The organism is Sphingomonas bacterium (assembly GCF_903642285.1).
GTDB lineage: Bacteria > Pseudomonadota > Alphaproteobacteria > Sphingomonadales > Sphingomonadaceae > Sphingomonas.
The window spans coordinates 21989-41390 of sequence record NZ_CAHJWJ010000006.1 but is presented as its reverse complement, the minus strand read 5'-3'; the positions used below and the strand labels follow the sequence as shown (position 1 = coordinate 41390).

General features: G+C 67.9%; 12 protein-coding genes and 1 tRNA gene. 6 read left to right on the top strand and 7 right to left on the bottom strand.

Annotated features, from left to right (window positions below):
* Positions 1-14 precede the first annotated feature (14 nt).
* Both HUU99_RS04585 and ahcY read right to left on the bottom strand, forming a co-directional pair.
* Positions 15-2369, bottom strand: coding sequence for a sensor histidine kinase (locus HUU99_RS04585; RefSeq protein ID WP_174285402.1), 2355 nt, complete (start codon positions 2367-2369; stop codon positions 15-17).
* Positions 2370-2740: 371 nt separating this feature from the next.
* On the bottom strand, positions 2741-4183 hold the full coding sequence (gene ahcY, locus HUU99_RS04580; protein ID WP_174285401.1) for an adenosylhomocysteinase: 1443 nt from the start codon (positions 4181-4183) through the stop codon (positions 2741-2743).
* 229 nt (positions 4184-4412) lie between these two features.
* On the opposite strand from ahcY, the gene HUU99_RS04575 reads away from it, so the two are divergent.
* The 6 genes from HUU99_RS04575 to HUU99_RS04550 all read left to right on the top strand — a co-directional run bounded on the left by HUU99_RS04575 (position 4413) and on the right by HUU99_RS04550 (position 11349).
* Positions 4413-5348, top strand: coding sequence for a D-2-hydroxyacid dehydrogenase (locus HUU99_RS04575; protein WP_174285400.1), 936 nt, complete (start codon positions 4413-4415; stop codon positions 5346-5348).
* A gap of 639 nt (positions 5349-5987) precedes the next feature.
* Positions 5988-7358: a class II 3-deoxy-7-phosphoheptulonate synthase gene (locus HUU99_RS04570; RefSeq protein ID WP_174285399.1), complete on the top strand. Its 1371-nt coding sequence runs from the start codon at positions 5988-5990 to the stop codon at positions 7356-7358.
* Between the two features lie 68 nt (positions 7359-7426).
* Positions 7427-7501 (top strand) — tRNA-Glu (locus HUU99_RS04565).
* A gap of 237 nt (positions 7502-7738) precedes the next feature.
* Entirely contained in the window at positions 7739-8719 is a 981-nt protein-coding gene (locus HUU99_RS04560; protein WP_174285398.1) for a sensor histidine kinase, read from the top strand.
* Positions 8720-8817: 98 nt separating this feature from the next.
* Positions 8818-9192 (top strand): response regulator, encoded by a 375-nt coding sequence (locus tag HUU99_RS04555; protein ID WP_254602934.1) that lies wholly within the window; start codon positions 8818-8820, stop codon positions 9190-9192.
* Between the two features lie 300 nt (positions 9193-9492).
* Positions 9493-11349 carry a potassium transporter Kup gene (locus HUU99_RS04550; protein ID WP_174285396.1) on the top strand — a complete coding sequence of 619 codons (1857 nt, stop codon included), beginning with the start codon at positions 9493-9495 and terminating at the stop codon, positions 11347-11349.
* A 33-nt stretch (positions 11350-11382) separates the two neighbouring features.
* Here HUU99_RS04550 and cobA read toward each other — a convergent pair whose 3' ends face one another.
* The 5 genes from cobA to HUU99_RS04525 all read right to left on the bottom strand — a co-directional run bounded on the left by cobA (position 11383) and on the right by HUU99_RS04525 (position 19322).
* Positions 11383-12219, bottom strand: coding sequence for a uroporphyrinogen-III C-methyltransferase (gene cobA / locus HUU99_RS04545; protein WP_174285395.1), 837 nt, complete (start codon positions 12217-12219; stop codon positions 11383-11385).
* Positions 12206-14809 carry a nitrate reductase gene (locus tag HUU99_RS04540; RefSeq protein ID WP_254602920.1) on the bottom strand — a complete coding sequence of 868 codons (2604 nt, stop codon included), beginning with the start codon at positions 14807-14809 and terminating at the stop codon, positions 12206-12208. Before HUU99_RS04540 ends, cobA begins: the two co-directional genes overlap by 14 nt.
* A 1-nt stretch (position 14810) precedes the next feature.
* Positions 14811-15155: a nitrite reductase small subunit NirD gene (gene nirD / locus HUU99_RS04535; protein ID WP_174285393.1), complete on the bottom strand. Its 345-nt coding sequence runs from the start codon at positions 15153-15155 to the stop codon at positions 14811-14813.
* The gene (gene nirB / locus HUU99_RS04530; protein ID WP_174285392.1) at positions 15152-17653 is read right to left on the bottom strand and encodes a nitrite reductase large subunit NirB; all 2502 of its coding nucleotides are present in this window, start codon (positions 17651-17653) and stop codon (positions 15152-15154) included. Before nirB ends, nirD begins: the two co-directional genes overlap by 4 nt.
* A gap of 427 nt (positions 17654-18080) precedes the next feature.
* Positions 18081-19322, bottom strand: coding sequence for a nitrate/nitrite transporter (locus HUU99_RS04525; protein ID WP_174285391.1), 1242 nt, complete (start codon positions 19320-19322; stop codon positions 18081-18083).
* Between the last annotated feature and the right edge of the window lie 80 nt (positions 19323-19402).

The following is a 19402-nucleotide window of genomic DNA, read 5'->3' as shown; positions in this document are numbered from 1 at the left end:
AACCCGACCCGCCATCATCGCCGCGGCAGGTCGACCGTCACCAGCGTTCCCTCCCCCGGTTCGGAGACCAGTCCGATCGTCCCGCCATGCGCTTCGACGAATTGCTTCGCCAGCGGCAGGCCAAGCCCCAACGCTCGACCCCCCGTCGGCTTGATCCCCGGCTCGGCGAAACGGTCGAACGCGGTGGCGGCGCTCGCGGCATCCATTCCCGGCCCGTCATCCGACACGACGACCCGCGCCCGCGTCGCATTGCCGTCGACATGGAGCAGGATCCGGCCGCCCTCGGGCGTCGCCTCGATCGCGTGGCGAAGCAGATGCTCCACAACCTCGCGCAACCGCCGCGCGTCGCCCTGCACGCGCCCGGCCGAGCGCGCGACCTCGATCGCGAAGTCCAGCCGCCGCCGCTCCGCCGCCGGCCGAACCCGGTCCGCGGCACCCTGCGCGACCATGGCCATGTCGACATCGACCCGCGCAATCCCGCCATCGCCCTCCACGCCTTCGGTCAGGTCGAGCACGTCGTCGACCAGCAGCCCGAGCCGCTCCACCGACTCAAGGATCGCCTCGACATAGTCGTCCGCCTGTTTCGTCAATTTGCCCGCATAGCCGCCATGCAGCATGTCCGCGAACCCGCCGATCGACGTCAGCGGCGTGCGCAGTTCGTAGGACATGTTGGCGACGAACTGCGTCTTGACCCGGTCGGTCGCCTCAAGCGCCGCGTTGCGATCGCGCAGCGCCTGCTCCGCACGCCGGCTGTCGGTGATGTCGAGCATCGTGAACAGCGCGTTGCCGTCGGGCAGCGGCACCGCGGCAAATTCGAAATGGCGCCCGTCCGCGAACGCCACGCGACCGCCGCGCTGCTGCCGCTCGGTGGTCGCGGACCGTACGAGCTCGGGGATCAGCTGCGAACGGTTGGGCGTCGCGAGCTTGGCCGCCGCGGCCTCCGCAAAGGCATCGACGCGCGGATGGCTGGCCAGGAACTCCTCCTCGAACCCCCAGATCGCGCGCAGCCGGTTGTTCCACAGCTGCAGCCGCCCGTCCGCCGCAAAGACCCCCAACGCCTCGAACAGATTGTCGAACGTCGCGGTACGAACCCGGAGCAGCGTGTCGCGCGCGCTGGCGAGCTGCACCTGCTCGGTCCGATCCTCGAAGATCAGCAGCAACCCGCCATCGGGCAGCGGCTGCGCGACGACCCGGAGATGCGTGCCGCCGGGCAGATGCCATTGCTCCTCGGTCGCCTCATCGGCAGGCAGGAACCAGTCGCGCCGCTCCGCCTTCCAGCCGGGGAAATCGCGCACTTCGGGCAGACGGTTCGCCTCGCGCATCCGTTCCAGAATGCGTTCGAACGCCGGGCGGTCGGACAGCCATTCGCTTCGCATCGCGAACATGCGGCGGAACGGCTGGTTGCAGAAGACGAGCGCGCGGTCCTCGCCGAATTGCGCGACGCCTGCGGACAGGCGGTCGAGCATCGCCCGTTGCGCCTCTGCGAACCGCTTCGCACCCGACCGCGCCTGTTCCAGTTCCTGGATGTCGACCGCGAAGCCCGCGATCCCGCCGGTCGGCAGCGGCACGTCGAACACATGCAGCGATCGCCTGGCACCGGCGATGGTGACCGGCACGATCTGGTCGTGCGGCCGTCCTTCCTCGCGCGCCGCCGACGCCCCCGCCAGCGGCCCGCCGCGCCCCGATCCCTCGACCAGTTCCAGCTGCCGCGCGACGACATCCGCCGAACCGCGCCCCTCGACCGCCTCGACATAGGCAGAGTTCACCATCGACAGTTTCAGGTCGGGTTCGCGGTACCACATCGGCATCGGTGCCGCCTCGATCAGCCCGGTCAGCGCATCGAACGCGGTCTCCAGCCGGACATTGTCCGCGGACAATCGCGCGATCTCGGTTTCGCTGTCGGTCGCGTCGAACGCCCAGATGACGACGCCCCCCGCGCTGGCCATCGCGCTCGGCGCACGCTGCCCGCGCAAGGTGATCGCGCGCGCCGATCCGATCGGGCGAACCGCGCGGACGAAGCTCTTGCCGGTTCGCTGCGCCGCCGCGACCTCGCCGGCGACCGTGGCGGCGTCTTCCGGCGTAAGCCCGGCATTGCCCTGCGCCAGTTCGCGGAGTGCCACCGGCGCGGCGGCCAGCCCGAGCCAGTCCGCCATCCGCTGCGGCATCTCGACCCGCCCGTCCGCGCGGACGATGGTGGCGAGCGCGGGCGCGGCGCGAAGCATCGCATCGAGCCGGGAATTGTCCGCCGCGACGGCGGCCGCTTCCGCGCGCGCGCGCAGACCGACGAACAGCATGACCCCCGCGCCGACCACCGCAACGAACAGCACCACCCCCGCCCCGATGGCGGCGGCGGTTCCCAGCAGGATCATATCGGCAGGTCCGGGCGGTTCATCGCGGTAGGTCTAGAGCGATATGGTGCGGGTGGGAATTGGGATTGGGCTGATGGTCCACTACCACCCCATTCCATCCCCTCCCCGGCGAAGGCCGGGGCCCACTTCCAGACCGACTCCTGGGAAGGGCAGGAACTCGCCAACTGGACCCCTCGCCGTTGGGCCCCGGCCTTCGCCGGGGAGGGAAAAATGTTGCCTCGTGGGGTAACGAACGAGAAAGGACCCGGCCTTCCGGCCGAGCCCTTAATTTTCCATTTCGTCATCCCGGGCTCGTCCCGGGATCCAGCGCCACGAGCCATATGCCCGCTGCCCTGGATGCCGGGACGAGCCCGGCATGACGAGGTATGCGATCAATAGCGATAATGATCCGGCTTGAACGGCCCCTCGACCGGCACGCCGATATAGCCCGCCTGCTTCGGGGTGAGCTGCGACAGCTTCACGCCAAGTTTTTCCAGATGCAGCGCGGCGACCTTCTCGTCGAGATGCTTGGGCAGGACGTACACCTCGTTCTTGTATTTCTCGCCGGCGGTCCAAAGCTCGATCTGCGCGAGCGTCTGGTTGGTGAAGCTCGCCGACATCACGAACGAGGGATGCCCCGTCGCGCAGCCGAGGTTTACGAGGCGGCCTTTCGCCAGGATGATGATCTGCTTGCCGTCGGGAAACTTGACCAGGTCGGTCCCCGGCTTCACTTCGGTCCAGGCGTAGTTGGACAGCGCCGCGATCTGGATCTCCGAATCGAAGTGTCCGATGTTGCACACGATGCTCATCGGCTTCATCGCCTTCATGTGATCCGCGGTGATGACGTCGGCATTGCCGGTCGCCGTCACGAAGATATCGGCGCGCTGCACCGCCTCTTCCATCGTCACGACCTCGAAGCCTTCCATCGCCGCCTGCAACGCGCAGATCGGATCGACCTCGGTCACCATCACGCGCGCGCCGCCGTTGCGCAGCGACTGCGCGGAGCCCTTGCCGACGTCACCGAAGCCTGCGACGCAGGCCACCTTGCCGGCCAGCATCACGTCGGTGGCGCGACGGATCGCGTCGACCAGTGATTCCTTGCAGCCGTAGAGATTGTCGAACTTCGACTTCGTCACAGAGTCGTTGACGTTGATCGCGGGGAACGGCAGCTCGCCCTTCTTGGCGATCTCGTACAGGCGGTGGACGCCGGTCGTGGTCTCTTCCGACACGCCCTTCAGGTTCTTGACGGTGCGCGTCAGATAGCCCGGATATTTGGCGATATACGCCTTCAGCGCGCGCTGGAACTCGACTTCCTCGTCGTTCTCCGGCTCGCCCAGCGTCGCGCCGGCTTCCAACTTCGCGCCCCACAGCGCGAACATCGTTGCGTCCCCGCCGTCGTCGAGGATGATGTTCGCGGTCTCGCCGTCGGCGTCCGCGCCCCAGTTGAAGATGTCGCCGACATAATCCCAATACTCGGCCAGCGTTTCGCCCTTGATCGCGAACACCGGCACGCCCGTCGCCGCGATCGCGGCGGCGGCATGGTCCTGCGTCGAGAAGATGTTGCACGTCGCCCAGCGGACGTCCGCACCCAGCGCGGTCAGCGTCTCGATCAGCACCGCGGTCTGGATCGTCATGTGGAGCGACCCGGTGATTCGCGCACCTTTAAGCGGCTGCGACGCGCCGAACTCCTCGCGCAGCGCCATTAGGCCCGGCATCTCGGTCTCTGCGATATTGATTTCCGCGCGACCGAAATCGGCGAGGGTGATGTCGGCGACGACGTAATCGGTCTTCGCGCGCTCGAGCGTGGTGGCCACGAGGAAGTCTCCTGAAGGCATGATCGGCAGGCCGCGTGCCCGTGCCGGAAGCCTGCCACATAGGCGTCGGGGTTCGACAGATCAAATATAAAGATGTCTTTATATGTCGTTTCCGGTCCGTCACTCCGGGCTTGTCCGGGGGTCCATGCCACAAGCGCTTCGCTCGCGGCACTGGATGCCGGGACGAGCCCGGCATTACGGAAGGCAATGGAGCCTAGACGCCCCTCCCCGACCGGGTCCACAAGGCGCCATGAAGATCGTCCTCCCCGTTATCGCGCGTTCGCTCCTCGATGCCCACCTCCCCGAAGACATCGACGTCCACTGGGTCGCAAGCCGGGAGGAGGCGGTCGCCGCCATCGCCGATGCGGACATCGCCTGGGTCGACCTGCCGCCGCACGGGCTGACCCGGGAAGCCGTCGCCGCAGGTGCCAAGCTCAAATGGCTGTTCACCGCGATCGCCGGGTTGGAGTCGCTCGATCTCGGCGCACTGGCACGGCGTGGCACGATCGTCACGAACGGCGCTGGGATCAACGCGATCGCGGTCGCCGAATATGCGGTGATGGGCGTGCTGGTCGCGGCGAAGCGGTTCGATCAGGTCGTACGGGCGCAGGATCGCCGCGACTGGCTGGAATATGCACCGGGCCGGATCGAGTTGTTCGAGACGAAGGCGCTCGTCATCGGTTACGGCTCGATCGGCCGGTTGATCGGTGAGAGGCTGGCGGGGTTCGGCGTCGCGGTGACCGGCGTCACGCGTTCGGGCCGCGACGGCACGCTCAAGCCCGACGAATGGCGGGCGAAGCTCGGCGATTACGACTGGGTGATCCTCGCTGCGCCGTCGACCGACGCGACCAAGACGCTGATCGGCGAACCCGAACTGACGGCGATGAAATCCACCGCCTGGCTCGTCAACATCGCGCGTGGCGATATGATCGACGACGACGCGCTGATCGCCGCGCTGACCGCGAAGACGATCGCGGGCGCGGTCCTCGACCCGACCGAACCCGAACCGCTCCCCGCCGATCATCCGTTATGGGATGCGCCGAACGCCATCATCACGATGCACCTGTCGGGCCGCAGCCAGACCAAGATGTTCCACCGCGCCGCCGACCTGTTCCTCAAGAACCTGGCCGCATACCGCGCGGATAAGCCCATGATAAACGTGGTAGATCTTGACGAGGGATACTGACCAGAAGGATAGTTCGGTTTGAAATTAGGAAGTGATGACAGCTTCCGGCCTACCTAATCGCTCCCATTTTTCTTCGTATTCTTCTCGCATGTAGGATTTGGCCTCAAGCCAGTATGATGCCGCCCCGGTTTTGCCTTCATATGCGGCAGCTTTAACCTCTTCCAACGTCATGACGTAACAAGTGGGCGACGGCTCGTTCGCATACAAAGTGATAATCCACCAGGGGGAACGAAGATTATCTAACGAGCCGCCTAGCGGGACTGACGTTTTCTTAGACAGGGCCTTTGACTGAATAGCACGGACATTCTGTTCGTCTTCGCCAACCGCGTATAGGTCCGCACCCCTTGCGTTTCGCACGGTAGGCATGACGTGCCATCCACGGCGAGATAGCTCGCGCGCTACATGATACATGCCAGCGTTGCCGTGAGTTGATGCTTCATGCCTTTTCCTTCACGTTGCTCGCTTCCTTATAAGGCCCGCGCTCCATGCTCCCGCCAAGCATATAGGTGGCGGCGGCCGGATGCCACCGGCTCAGGCCCTAAATTCAAGCTGAGATACTACAGCAAGCAGCGCTTCGTTGCGTGCGAAGCCGTTTTCGCCCAAGGAAACCGCCTTCCTTCTCACGACCGGACGACCGATATGGCCACGACCTGGGCCCCCGATAGCTGGACGAACGCCGACGCGCGCCAGCAGCCCGACTATCCCGACGCCGCCGCGCTGACCGCGGCGACGGACACGCTGTCCACCTTCCCCCCGCTCGTCTTCGCGGGCGAGGCGCGCAGCCTGACGCGTGATCTGGCGGACGTCGCGGCGGGGAAGGCGTTCCTTCTCCAGGGCGGCGACTGCGCGGAGAGTTTCGCCGAGCACAACGCGAACAACATCCGCGACACGTTCCGCGTGATCCTGCAGATGGCGGTCGTCCTGACCTATGCGTCGAAGCTGCCCGTCGTGAAGCTCGGCCGGATGGCGGGCCAGTTCGCCAAGCCGCGCTCCGCCCCGACCGAGGTGATCGACGGCGTCGAACTGCCCAGTTACCGCGGCGACAACGTCAACGACATCGCGTTCACCGGGGCATCGCGTCGCCCCGATCCGCAGCGGATGATCCGCGCCTATTCGCAATCCGCCGCGACGCTGAACCTGCTGCGCGCCTTCGCGCAGGGCGGCTATGCGAACCTTCACCAGGTCCACCGCTGGACGCACGATTTCCTCGGCTCCAGCCCCTGGGCGAAGCGCTACCGCGAGACCGCGGACCGGATCGGCGAGGCGCTGGAGTTCATGGCCGCCTGCGGGATCGATCCCGAGACGGTGCCGCAACTGGCGCAGACCAGTTTCTACACCAGTCACGAGGCGCTGCTGCTGCCGTTCGAACAGGCGCTGACCCGACGCGATTCGCTGACCGGCGACTGGTATGACACGTCGGCACATTTCCTGTGGATCGGCGATCGCACCCGGTTCGAAGGCAGCGCGCATGTCGAGTTCCTGCGCGGCATCGGCAACCCGATCGGCGTGAAATGCGGGCCGAGCCTCGATCCCGACGCGCTGCTGCGGATGCTCGACACGCTCAACCCGAACCGCGCGCCCGGCCGGATGACGCTCATCACCCGCTACGGCTACGACAAGATCGAGGCCGCGCTGCCCCGCCTCGTGCGCGCGGTGACGCGCGAGGGGCATCCGGTGGTGTGGAGCTGCGACCCGATGCACGGCAACACCGTGAAGGCGGTGACCGGCTACAAGACGCGGCCGTTCGACCGCATCCTTGCCGAAGTCCGTGGCTTCTTCGCGGTCCACCGTGCCGAGGGCACGCACGCCGGCGGCATCCATGCGGAGATGACCGGGCAGAACGTCACCGAATGCACCGGCGGCGCGGTCGATGTGACCGAACAGTCGCTCGCAGACCGCTATCATACGCATTGCGACCCGCGCCTCAACGCAAGCCAGAGCCTCGAAATGGCGTTCCTGCTGGCGGAAATGCTCAATGCGGAAATGGCGGAGCGCCGAAAAGCCGCCTGAGTTGACGCGGGGCGGGGGCGAGCCTTGACGCTTTCCCCCGCCCCCCATATGGACGCGCCTCTGCTGACGGCCCCTTCGTCTAGCGGTTAGGACGCGGCCCTTTCACGGCTGAAGCACGGGTTCGATTCCCGTAGGGGTCACCATCGTCAAGCGAGGATCGCGAGTATCCCGCGCTTTCTTACAGCGATGGTATGAATTGAGGCTCTTGCCACCCGGCAGCTTTGCAGGGGAACGACCCGGATGCCGGCGTTGAGGGCCTATATTCGGCACCCAGGTTCCGGTCGCTCGATCACGTTAGCCGATCCCTCCATTAGCAGCCTGGTGCTCGACGTCGTAGACCGGTGAGCATGGGGCGAGTACGCCATGGCAGGATGACCCCCATGCATGACCTCGAAAGCGCCTCGCTTGGCGCGGTGCTCAGGACGGCGCTCGACGGCGTGGTGGTGATGCGCCTCGACGGCACGGTCGCCGGTTGGAACGACGTCGCCGAGCGTACCTTCGGCTGGAGCTTTGCCGATGCGTTCGGGCGGAAGATGAGCGAGCTCATCATTCCGCCCCGCTTCCGCGACGCGCACGAGCGCGGGCTCGCGCACTATCTCGCAACCGGCGAGGGCCCCGTGATGGACCGGCATATCGAGCTCGAGGCGCTGCACCGCGACGGCCACGAGCTGCCGGTCGAGCTGTCGATCACCAAGACGGAGCAGTTCGGCGAGCCCGTCTTCCTCGGCTTCCTGCGCGACATAACCGAGCGACGCGAAGCAGCGCGGCGGCAGGAGCTGATGATCGGCGAGCTCAATCACCGCGTGAAGAACCTGCTCGGCGTCGTCTCGGGCATCGCGCACCAGACGGTGCGGTCGTCCGAGACGCTGGCCGACTTCGGCCCCGCGTTCAACGGCCGCCTGTCATCGCTCGCGCGGGCGCACGAGGTACTGACGGCGGGCGCATGGGACAGATCCTCGCTGGGGGCGCTCGTCGAAAGCCTCGTCGGCGACTATTCGCGTGGCGACGACCCTCCTATCGGCGTCGCCGGCGACGAGGTGCTGTTGCCGCCGCGGCATCTCCTCTCGGTCAGCATGGTGCTGCACGAGTTGTTGACCAATGCGCTCAAATACGGCGCACTCGCCGCCCCGGGCGGGCGTATCGTCATCGTCTGGAGCGCTGGCGAAGATGGTGTGACGCTGGACTGGACCGAGACTGGCCTGGTCGGCTTGACGCCGCCCGAGCGCCGAGGCTTCGGTTCCAAGATGATCGCGATGAGCGTCGCACACGAACTCAAGGGAACCAGCGAGAGCGAATGGCATTCCCATGGGCTCACCTTCCGACTGGCCTTCCCGCTGCCGAACCAGGATACGCCCCGATGATCATGACGACCATTCAGCAACGGTTCGCCGCATCGACACCGCCCGGTCGGTCGCCGCCTCCGGTAGCCGGCCAGGGGTCCTCCCCGGCGTTGGCGCGCGTGCCGGTGCTCGTCATCGAGGACGAGGCGATGATCGCCTGGATGCTGGAGAGCTTACTCGAGGACATGGGCTTCGAGACGATCATGCTTGCTTCGGATGCCAGGGAGGCGACCGTGGCGGCGGCGCGCAGGTCGCCCGAGCTGGTCATCTCCGATATCAATCTCGGCACCGGCGCGGACGGCATCGAGGCAGTCGGCGCGATCTGCGAAACGTGCAGCCCCGCCGTTGTATTCGTCAGCGCCTACATCGACGAGAACGCCAGAAGCCGCATATCCGAACGGGTCGCCGGCGCTCGCATCCTCTCGAAGCCGCTTACCGGCAACGGACTATATGCCGTCATCCGCGATGCAATGGGGCTGAACCGCGCGAACTGACGACTAGGGTGGGAGATGATCCATTCGGAGCCATTCAGCATGGTCGGAACGTTTCCGGAAGCGGCCGCTTGTTCATCCCGGTTCCGCTGAAGGTTTCAGACGCTTCGGGAAAAACGGCGGGGGACGGACAGGTGACCGGCGGATATTCCGTCCTGTGCCTGCACGTGTAATATTGGTCCCGTCGCCATCGTCGAGGAAGCCTCTTCCAAGGCAAGGCGATAGAAATGCGTTCATCCTGGTAGATCATCGCCATGATCCGTATGCCCACCAGTGTCCCAAGTTCCGGAAGGCGAGGCGTCCTTGACCCGCGATAGTGACGAGCCACAGTCGGGGGTCTGGAAGCTGGCGCTCGGCGCGACCGGCATCGTTTTCGGCGATATCGGCACCAGCCCGCTTTACGCCTTCCGCGAAAGCTTTATCGGCCAGCACCGCCTGCCGCTCGATGGGTTCCACGTGCTCGGCGTCCTGTCGATGCTGGTCTGGGCGCTGATCCTGGTCGTCACCGTCAAGTACGTCTTCGTCACGATGCGCGCCGACAATCGCGGCGAGGGCGGCAGCTTCGCGCTTCTCGCCTTCGTCCAGCGGGTGGTGCCGCACGCACGGGCGCTACGCTGGATCGGCGTGGCGGCGCTGGCCGCCACCGCCTTGCTGTACGGCGATGCGGTGATCACGCCGGCGATCTCGATCCTTTCGGCGGTCGAGGGCATGACCCTGCTCGATCCGCGCTTCGGCCACTGGATCCTGCCATCGACGCTCATCCTCGTCGTACTGCTGTTCGCCTTCCAGCGCTACGGCACCGACCGGATCGGCGGGATGTTCGGGCCGGTCATGGTACTCTGGTTCGTGGTGGCTGGCGTGCTCGGCGGCCTGCAGGTGATCGCTCACCCGGCGGTGCTGGCCGCCGCCAGCCCGGTTTACGCCGCGCGCTTCTTCCTGGCCGATCCGGCACGCGCCTTCCTTACGCTCGGCACCGTCGTGCTGGCGATTACCGGTGCCGAGGCGCTCTACGCCGACATGGGGCATTTCGGCCGGCGGGCGATCAGCCGGGCGTGGCTGGGACTGGCGCTGCCGGCGCTGCTGCTCTGCTACGCCGGCCAGTCGGCGCTGGTGCTCGCCGATCCCAAGGCGATCGGTTCTCCCTTCTACCTGATGGCGCCGCCCGCGCTACTGGTGCCGCTGCTGCTGCTCGCGGCGGCCGCCACGGTCATCGCCAGCCAGTCGATCATCTCGGGAGCCTTCTCCGTGACGCAGCAGGCGGTCCAGCTCGGCTACCTGCCGCGGCTCGCCGTCCGCCACACCTCGGCGCAAGAGCGCGGCCAGGTCTACGCGCCGACCATCAACGCGATGCTGTTCGTCGCGGTCATCGCCATCGTGCTCGGCTTCCGCTCGTCGGCCGCGCTCGCTGCCGCGTTTGGGCTCGCTGTCACGGCGACGATGGTGCTGACGACGCTGATGATCGGCTATGTCGTGTTTCGCATCTGGCGCTGGAACCCGCTCTGGGCGGTGCCGCTCTATGCCGTGCTGCTGGCGCTCGACGTCGGCTTGTTCGCCGCCTCGTCGACCAAGTTCGTCGACGGCGGCTGGCTGCCGGTGGCGGTCGCGACCGTGCTGATGGTCATATTTTCGACATGGCGGCGCGGCCGCCGGCTGATCCAGGCGAAGATCGGTGCCGACTCCATGCCGATCGAGCTGTTCCTGCAATCGACCGCCAACGTTCACCGCGTGCCCGCGACCGCAATCTACCTGACGACCGTCCAGGAGGGTGTACCTCCCGCCTTGCTCCATAATCTCAAAGCGAACCAGGTGCGGCATGCGCGCATCCTGTTCGTCACGGTCGAGACCATGCTCACCCCCTATGTCGCGGCTGGTGAACGCTTGAGCGAGGTATCGCTCGGCGATGGCGTCTCGCGCATCGTGATCCGCTACGGCTTCTTCGAAAGTCCTGACATCCCCGCGGCGTTGACGCATATCGAAGGTGCCGAGCAGGCCACCTATTTCCTGAGCCGCCAGACGCTGGTGCCTACGCGCAAGCCGGGAATGGCGCGATGGCGCGAGCATCTGTTCTCGGCCATGGTCCGCAACGCCGAGCAGCCGATGACGTTCTTCTGCCTGCCGATCAATCGCGTGGTCGAGCTCGGCAGCCAGGTCGAAATCTGAATAGCTGATCGTGACGAAAATGCCGGGACCGGGTCAGCCGTCGACTCGAGGCGGGTTGCCGGAGCACCCGAGCAGTGCCGCTTTCGAGGTCTCGTGGCCGACCCCGGCCGAGGTGGGCGGGGCAGCCCTGGGCGTCGTGACCGCTTCGCCGATCAGCAGCAACGTGGGATCGGCGTCGCTGATCGTCTCGACCAGGAACGACAGCGCCGACAGCTTGCCCCGCAACAGTCGCTCGCTCGGCAGCGACACGTTCACCGCGATCAGCACCGGCGTTTCGGGCGCGCGGCCGGCGGCGATCAGCTCGCGCGAGATCTCGCCGGCGGCGGCACGGCCCATGTACACCGCTAGCGTCGCATCGGGTGCGGCGAGCGCGGCCCAGTCGAGATCGAGCCGGTCGCCCGCGCGGGCATGCGCGGTGACGAACGTCAGCGTCCGCGCGAGCCCCCGCAGCGTCAGCGACACGCCGTCGCTCGCCGCGGCCGCGCTCGCCACGGTCACGCCCGGGCAGACATGCACGGCCACGCCCGCGCCAAGCAGATGCGCGATCTCCTCCGCAGAGCGCCCGAACACCGACGGGTCGCCGCCTTTCAGCCGCACCACGCGCCGGCCGGCAAGCGCCGCGTCGAGGAGGAGATCGTTGATCGTCCGCTGATCCTTCGAGTGCCGCCCCGATCGCTTGCCGACACCGACGCGCTCGATGCCCGGCGGGATCAGGTCGAGCACGCCCGGCCCGACCAGCGCGTCGTGGAAGACGATGTCGGCGGCCGCGATCAGCCGTTCCGCCTTGCAGGTCAGGAGGTCGGGATCACCCGGACCCGCGCCGACCAGCCACACGGTGCCGGGCTCGATCGGTTCGTCAGTTCGCGACATGGTCGGCCTCCCTCGATTGCGACAACAGCCTGGCGAGCGCGGGCCGGCACGAGCCGCAGTTGGTGCCCGCGCCCAGCGCCGCGCCGATCGCGGCGACGCTGGCGAGGCGCTGGTCGGCGATCGCGGCGATGATCGAGCGCAATCCGACGTCGAAACACGCGCACACGACCGGCCCGCGATCGACCGCGGCCCCCGGCGCGCGGCCCGCGAGCAACGCCGGGCTGGCCTGCGCCTCCGAGAGTTGCTCGATCAGCCAGTCGCGCGCCGGCAGCTCACCCGCGCGGGTGACGAACAGTGCGGCGGCGAGGCGACCGTCGCGCAACACCGCCACCCGCCGCGAGCCGCGGGCGGGGTCGGTCGCCTCCATCCGCTCGCCGCGCGGCAGCAGCGCGTCTAGGGCCGCCGGGTCACCGTCGCCCGCCAGCTCGAACAAGGCCCCGCCCGGCACCACGATGCGCGTCGACCAGAGGCAATCGGGCCGCGCCGTCGCCGTGCCATGCACCAGCAGGAACCCGCGCCAGTCGGTCGCCACCGCCACGATCGCGGCGGGGGTCAGCTTGAAGCCGGGCTGCCCCGAATGCGGGTCCGCGTGCGGGCGCGGGAGCAGTCCGGTGCGCCCGCCGCTCGCCTGCACGTCGGTCCAGTGGATGGGCGTGAACAGCTCGCCGGGGCGCTGGGCGTCGGTGACACAGACGCAGAACAGGCTTTCGCCGCTCGGCGTCGACACCCGCGCGAGTCCGCCATCGACCAGGTCCAGCGCAGCCGCATCGCGCGGGTGGACCTCCACCAGCGGCTCTTCCCGATGCCGGGCGAGCCTGGGCGACAGGCCGGTGCGCGTCATCGTGTGCCATTGGTCGCGGTAGCGCCCGGTGTTGAGCGTCATCGGCCAGTTCTTCAGTGGCTTGGCGAGCGGTGCCTGGCGGACCGTCACCAGCCGCGCGCACGCGTCCGGCGTGGGAAAGCGCCCATCAGCAAATGGCACGCCGCCCCAGCGGAACGGCGCCATCGCTTCATAGGCGTGATTGCCGATCGCGACCTGGTCGCGGAGGTCGAACAGCCGCTCGCCCGCGTTCTCATAGGCGGACAGGCGGGCGTGCTCGCGCCAGATGTCGGCGGGCGAGCGATAGGCGAACGCGTCGGCCCAGCCCATCCGCCGCGCGATCTCGGCGACGATCCACCAATCCGGCCTGGCCTCGCCCGGCGGCGGCAGAACCGCCCGTTGGCGCGTCACGCAGCGTTCCGAGTTGGTGACGGTGCCGTCCTTCTCGCCCCAGGCGGCGGCGGGCAGGCGGACATGCGCCAGCCGCGCGGTGTCGGTGTCCGCCATCACGTCGGACAGGACCACGAACGGGCAGCCCGCGATCGCCTCGCGCACCCGGCCGGCGTCGGGCATCGACACGGCGGGATTGGTCGCCATGATCCACAGCGCCTTGATCCGTCCCTCGCCGACGCTGCGGAATAGGTCCACCGCTTTCAGGCCCGGCTTGGTCGCCATCGTCGGTGCCGCCCAGAAACGACCGACCCGTGCGACATTCTCGGGCGAGAAATCCATATGCGCGGCGAGCGTGGAGGCGAGCCCGCCGACCTCGCGCCCGCCCATCGCGTTGGGCTGGCCGGTGATCGAGAAGGGGGCCGCGCCGGGCTTGCCGATCCGCCCCGTCGCGAGATGCAGGTTGATGATCGCGTTGACCTGGTCGGTGCCGGTCACCGACTGGTTCACGCCCTGGCTGAACAGCGTGACGGTGCGAGGGTGCGCGGCGAACAGCTCGAACAGCCGCAGCAGGTCGGCGGGCGCGACGTCGCACGCGCGCGCGGTCGACCACAGGTCGCATCCTTCGTCGAGCGCGGCCCAGAACCCGTCCGGCACCGCGACGCTCGCGACGATATACCGCTCATCGACATGCCCCTCTCGCCTGCACCACGCGAGCAGCCCGTTCATCAGCGCGACGTCGCTACCGGGGCGGAGCGCCAAGTGAAGGTCGGCGTCGTCCGCCGTCTCCGTGCGGCGCGGGTCGATCACCACCAGCTTCGTGCCCCGGGTGGCGCGCGCCGCCTGGATGCGCTGGTGGACGACCGGGTGGCACCAGGCGGTATTCGACCCGACGAGGACGACGAGGTCGGCCGCGTCGAGATCGTCATAGGTCGCGGGCACCACGTCCTCGCCGAACGCGCGGCAATGGCCCGCGACCGCGCTCGACATGCACAGCCGCGAATTGGTGTCGATGTTGCCCGAGCCGATGAACCCCTTCATCAGCTTGTTGGCGACGTAATAATCCTCCGTCAGCAACTGGCCCGAGACGTAGAAGGCGACGCTGTCCGGCCCGTGCCGCGCGATCGTGTCCGCGAAACGGTCCGCGACGAGATCGAGCGCCTTGTCCCAGCTCGCCCGTCGGTCGCCGATCATGGGCGCGAGCAGCCGCCCTTCCAGCCCGACCGTCTCGCCCAGATGGGTGCCCTTGGAGCACAGGCGGCCGTGGTTGGCGGGGTGATCGGGGTCGCCCATGATTTCGACCGACCGCTCGCCGGTGCGAGTCGCCAGAATGCCGCAGCCGACGCCGCAATAGGCGCAGGTGGTGCGGATGGCCGTCACCTCACGCCGCCATCGCGGTCGCGCGCACGGCGTCGCGCGAGATAAGGACCCGGCCCGCATCCGCCCGGACCGCGATCGTCGGGGTGCAGCCGCGATCCTCGCCCAGCGCTTCGCCGGTCTCGAGCGAGATGCGCCAATTGTGCAGCGGGCAGGCGACCGCATGGCCGTGGACGATCCCCTGGCTCAGCTGCCCCGCCTTGTGCGGGCAGCGGTTAACCAGCGCGAACACGCGGTCGTCGCCGGTGCGGAACACCGCGATCTCCTCGCCGCCCACGACCTGGACCGTGCGCGCGCCCCGCAGCGGGATGTCCGCCAGCGCGCCGATGTCGATCCAGTCGCCGGTCATTCCGCCGCCTCCAGCACCAGCGGGCGATCGCCCAGATGCGCGTGCTGCTCGCGATCCGCGCCCGCCGCACGCGCCGCCCAGGGATCGTCCTGGCAGAAGCGTTGCGAGAACAGGAAGCGTTCGGCGAGCGCATCGCGGCCGTCCGCATCCTCGACGACGCGTTGCTTGATGTAATCGAGCCCTACCCGCTCCAGCCACGGCGCGGTGCGGTCGAGGTAGCGCGCTTCCTCGCGGTAGAGCTGGATGAACGCGGCGCAGTAATGCATCGCCTCCGCCTCGGTCGTCACCTTGCAGAGCAGGTCGGTGGCGCGGACCTTCATGCCGCCATTGCCGCCGATGTGGAGTTCATACCCTGAGTCGACGCAGACGATCCCGAAATCCTTGATCGTCGCCTCGGCGCAATTGCGCGGGCAGCCCGACACCGCGATCTTGAACTTGTGCGGCATCCACGAACCCCATGTCATCTGCTCGATCTTGACGCCCAGCCCGGTCGAGTCCTGCGTCCCGAACCGGCACCAGTCGGAGCCGACGCAGGTCTTCACGGTCCTGAGCGACTTGCCGTACGCGTGCCCCGACACCATCCCGGCGGCGTTGAGGTCGGCCCACACGGCGGGCAGATCGTCCTTCTTGATGCCGAAGATGTCGAGCCGCTGCCCGCCCGTCACCTTGACCAGCGGCGCGTTGAACTTCTCCACCACATCGGCGATCGCGCGAAGCTCGCGCGGGTTGGTCAGCCCGCCCCACATCCGCGGCACGACCGAATAGGTGCCGTCCTTCTGGATGTTAGCGTGCATCCGCTCGTTGACGAAGCGGCTCTGCTGGTCGTCGACATAGTCGCCCGGCAACGCGCAGAGCAGATAGTAATTGAGCGCGGGCCGACAGGCGGAGCAGCCGTCGGGCGTCGACCAGTGCAGCTTGTGCATCACTTCCGGGATCGCGCGCATCCCCTGCGCGACGATTTCGCGGCGGACGTCGTCATGCCCGAAGCTGGTGCATTTGCATAAGGTTTTGACCGTCCGCTCGCCGCCATAGTCGCTGCCCAGCGTCAGGCTGAGCAGCTGCTCGACCAGCCCGGTGCACGACCCGCAGGACGCGGACGCCTTGCAGGTCGAGCGCACCGCGTCGAGGCTGACGGCGCCGCCGACGATCGCCTCGCACACGCGCGCCTTGGAAACGCCGTTGCAGCCGCAGATCTCGGCACTGTCCGAGAGCGCCGCAACGGCCGCCTTAGGGTCCGCCTGCCCCCCTCCAGAGGCATAGGCCTGGCCGAAGATCAGCATGTCGCGGATCGGGGCGATGTCCTCGCCGCGCCTCAGCAGGTCGAAATACCAGCCGCCGTCGGCGGTGTCGCCGTACAGCACCGCGCCCACCACCCGGTCGCCCCGCACCACCACCCGCTTGTAGACGCCGCGCGAGGCGTCGCGCAGCACGATGTCCTCCGCGCCGTCGCCGCCCGCAAAATCGCCGGCCGAGAACACGTCGATGCCCGACACCTTGAGCTTGGTCGAAGTGACCGAGCCGCGATAGCCCGTGTGCCGGTCGACCAGTCCGTCGGCGAGCGCACGGCACATCTCCCACAGCGGCGCGACGAGGCCATAGACCTGGCCGTCATGCTCGACGCATTCGCCGACCGCGAGCACGTCCGCGTCGGAGGTGACCATATGGTCGTCGACCTGGATGCCGCGCCCGACCGCCAGCCCGGCCTCGCGGGCGAGCGCGACGCTGGGGCGGATGCCGACCGCCATGACGACGAGAGCGGCGGGGATCAGCGTGCCGTCCTTGAGCCGCACGCCCTCTACCTGCACGTCGCCGACGATCTCGGCGGTGTTCGCGCCCGTCAGGATCGTCTGCCCACGCGCCTCCAGCGCCGACCGGAGCAGCCAGGCGGCCGCCTCGTCGAGCTGGCGCTCCATCAGCGTCGGCATCAGATGGATCACCGTCACCTTCATGCCGCGCAGGGTGAGCCCGTGCGCCGCCTCCAGCCCGAGCAGCCCGCCACCGATCACCACCGCGTCTCCGCCCCGGGCCGCCGCGCCCAGCATATGCTCGACATCGCGCATGTCGCGGAAGCTGACCACGCCGGGCAGATCGCGGCCGGGCACCGGGATGATGAACGGGTCGGACCCGGTGGCGAGGATCAGCTTGTCGTAGCCGACATGCGTTCCGCTCCGCGTCACCACCTTTCTGGCTGCACGGTCGATCGCGGTCACGGGGTCGCCGGTGATCAGGCGGATGCCGTTGCCTTCATACCAGGCGTGGTCGTTGATGACGATCTCGTCGAACGTCTTTTCGCCCGCGAGCACCGGTGACAACATGATGCGGTTGTAGTTGACCAGCGATTCGGCACCGATGATCGTAACGTGGTAGCGTCCGGGCTCGCGCGCCAGCAGCTCCTCGATCGCTCGACATCCGGCCATGCCGTTGCCGACGACGACCAGACGCTCTCGAGCGCCGGGGTCTCCGGGTTCGTCGCTGTTTACCTTGACATGCATGTTCATGCGCGGTCCCTCAAAACGAAAAAGGCCGCCATGCGGACGCTGGAATAATCCAGCGCCTGCATGGCGGCCTTGCCATTCACCGTCGCAGAGCGGGTAAGCCCGCGCCGCGCGATGCCCCGCCTTCTCCTGCGTCGGAGCAGGCGGGTTATAGTCGACCGGCCATCCTTGCCCGGTCGCCTTGAACATCGCTCAAATCGGCGCGCTTATCAAGCTGCGAATGTCACCGACCTCGCGTCAAAGGATCCAGTCGAGCTGCATCCATCCCTTGCGGGTGTGCGTGGCGAAACTGTCGGCCCAATAGTCGGGAACTTCAACCGGGTCGCGTCCGGCGTCTGGAACGAGGTGAGCGCGGTCCCGGCCACCGCGCCGCGCGCCGCGCGCCCTTGATCGGCTCTCCCCGTCGCCCGGACGGGGAGAGCCGCTTTGTTCAGATCCGCACGCCCGACAGCGCCGCTCCCCAGGTCGCGCGCCAGCGCCGCTTGACGAATGTCAGCCCCGCGCACGCGATCAGCGCCAGCCCGGCGAAGATCAGGAATCCCCAGCGGAACTCGCCCGTGACCTGCTTGGCGATGCCGAGCGAGGAGGCGAGATAAAAGCCGCCGATGCCGCCCGCCATGCCGACGAGTCCGGTCATGATGCCGATCTCCTTCCCGAACCGCTGCGGCACGAGCTGGAACACCGCCCCGTTCCCCGCGCCCAGCGCGATCATCGCGAGGACGAAGAAGCTGAGCGCGCCCGCCACGGTGGAGGCCGAGCTGACCCCGATCAGCGCGGCGGCGGCGAGCAGGTACACCGCCGTCAGCGTCTTCACGCCGCCGACGCGGTCGGCAAACGCGCCGCCCAGCGGCCGCACCAGCGATCCCGCGAATACACAGGCAGCCGTGCAATAGCCCGCGGTCACCGTCGTCAGCCCGAACTGGACGGTGAAATAGATCGACAGGCTCGCCGCCAACCCGAGGAAACCGCCGAAGCTGACCGCATAGAACGCCATGAACCACCACGCATCCGCCTGCGCCAGCGGCGTGAGATAGGCGGTGAGCGGCTTGGCGGGCGGCGCGTTCGGCGCGTCGCGCGCGAGCAGGAGGAACACCACAAACACGATCGCGAGCGGGATGCAGGCGAGCCCGAGCACGGCGTTCCACCCGAACAGCTTGGCGAGCGTCGGCGCGAACAGCGCGGCGAGCACCGTGCCCGAATTGCCCATGCCTGCGATCCCCATCGCCTTGCCCTGATGCTCGGCGGGATACCAGCGGCTGGCGAGCGGCAGCGCGATCGCGAAACTCGCACCCGCAAAGCCGAGGATGACGCCGAGCACGAGCGTGGCACCGAAGCTGTTGACGCCGAGCAACCAGGCGGACAGCAGCCCGCCGATCACGATCAGCTGGCTGATCGCGCCCGACCGCTTCGGGCCGATCCGGTCGACCAGTAGGCCGTTGACCAGCCGCAGCACCGCGCCCGCCAGCGTCGGCACGGCGACCATCAACCCCTTTTGCGCCGGAGTCAGCGCCAGCGTCCTGGCGATGTCGGGCGCGAGCGGGCCGAGCAGCACCCACACCATGAAGGCGAGGTCGAAATACAGGAACGCGGCGATCAGCGTCGGCCGATGCCCCGACGCCCAGAAGCCGCTGTCCGTCCGCGAGACCGGTTGGTCCCAATATGCCGTCGCCATGAATGCTCTCCCCAAATGCTCAAGACACGAAAAAAGCCGCCCTCCGGCCCGCACGAGGCGGCCGGACAGCGGCTTTGCTG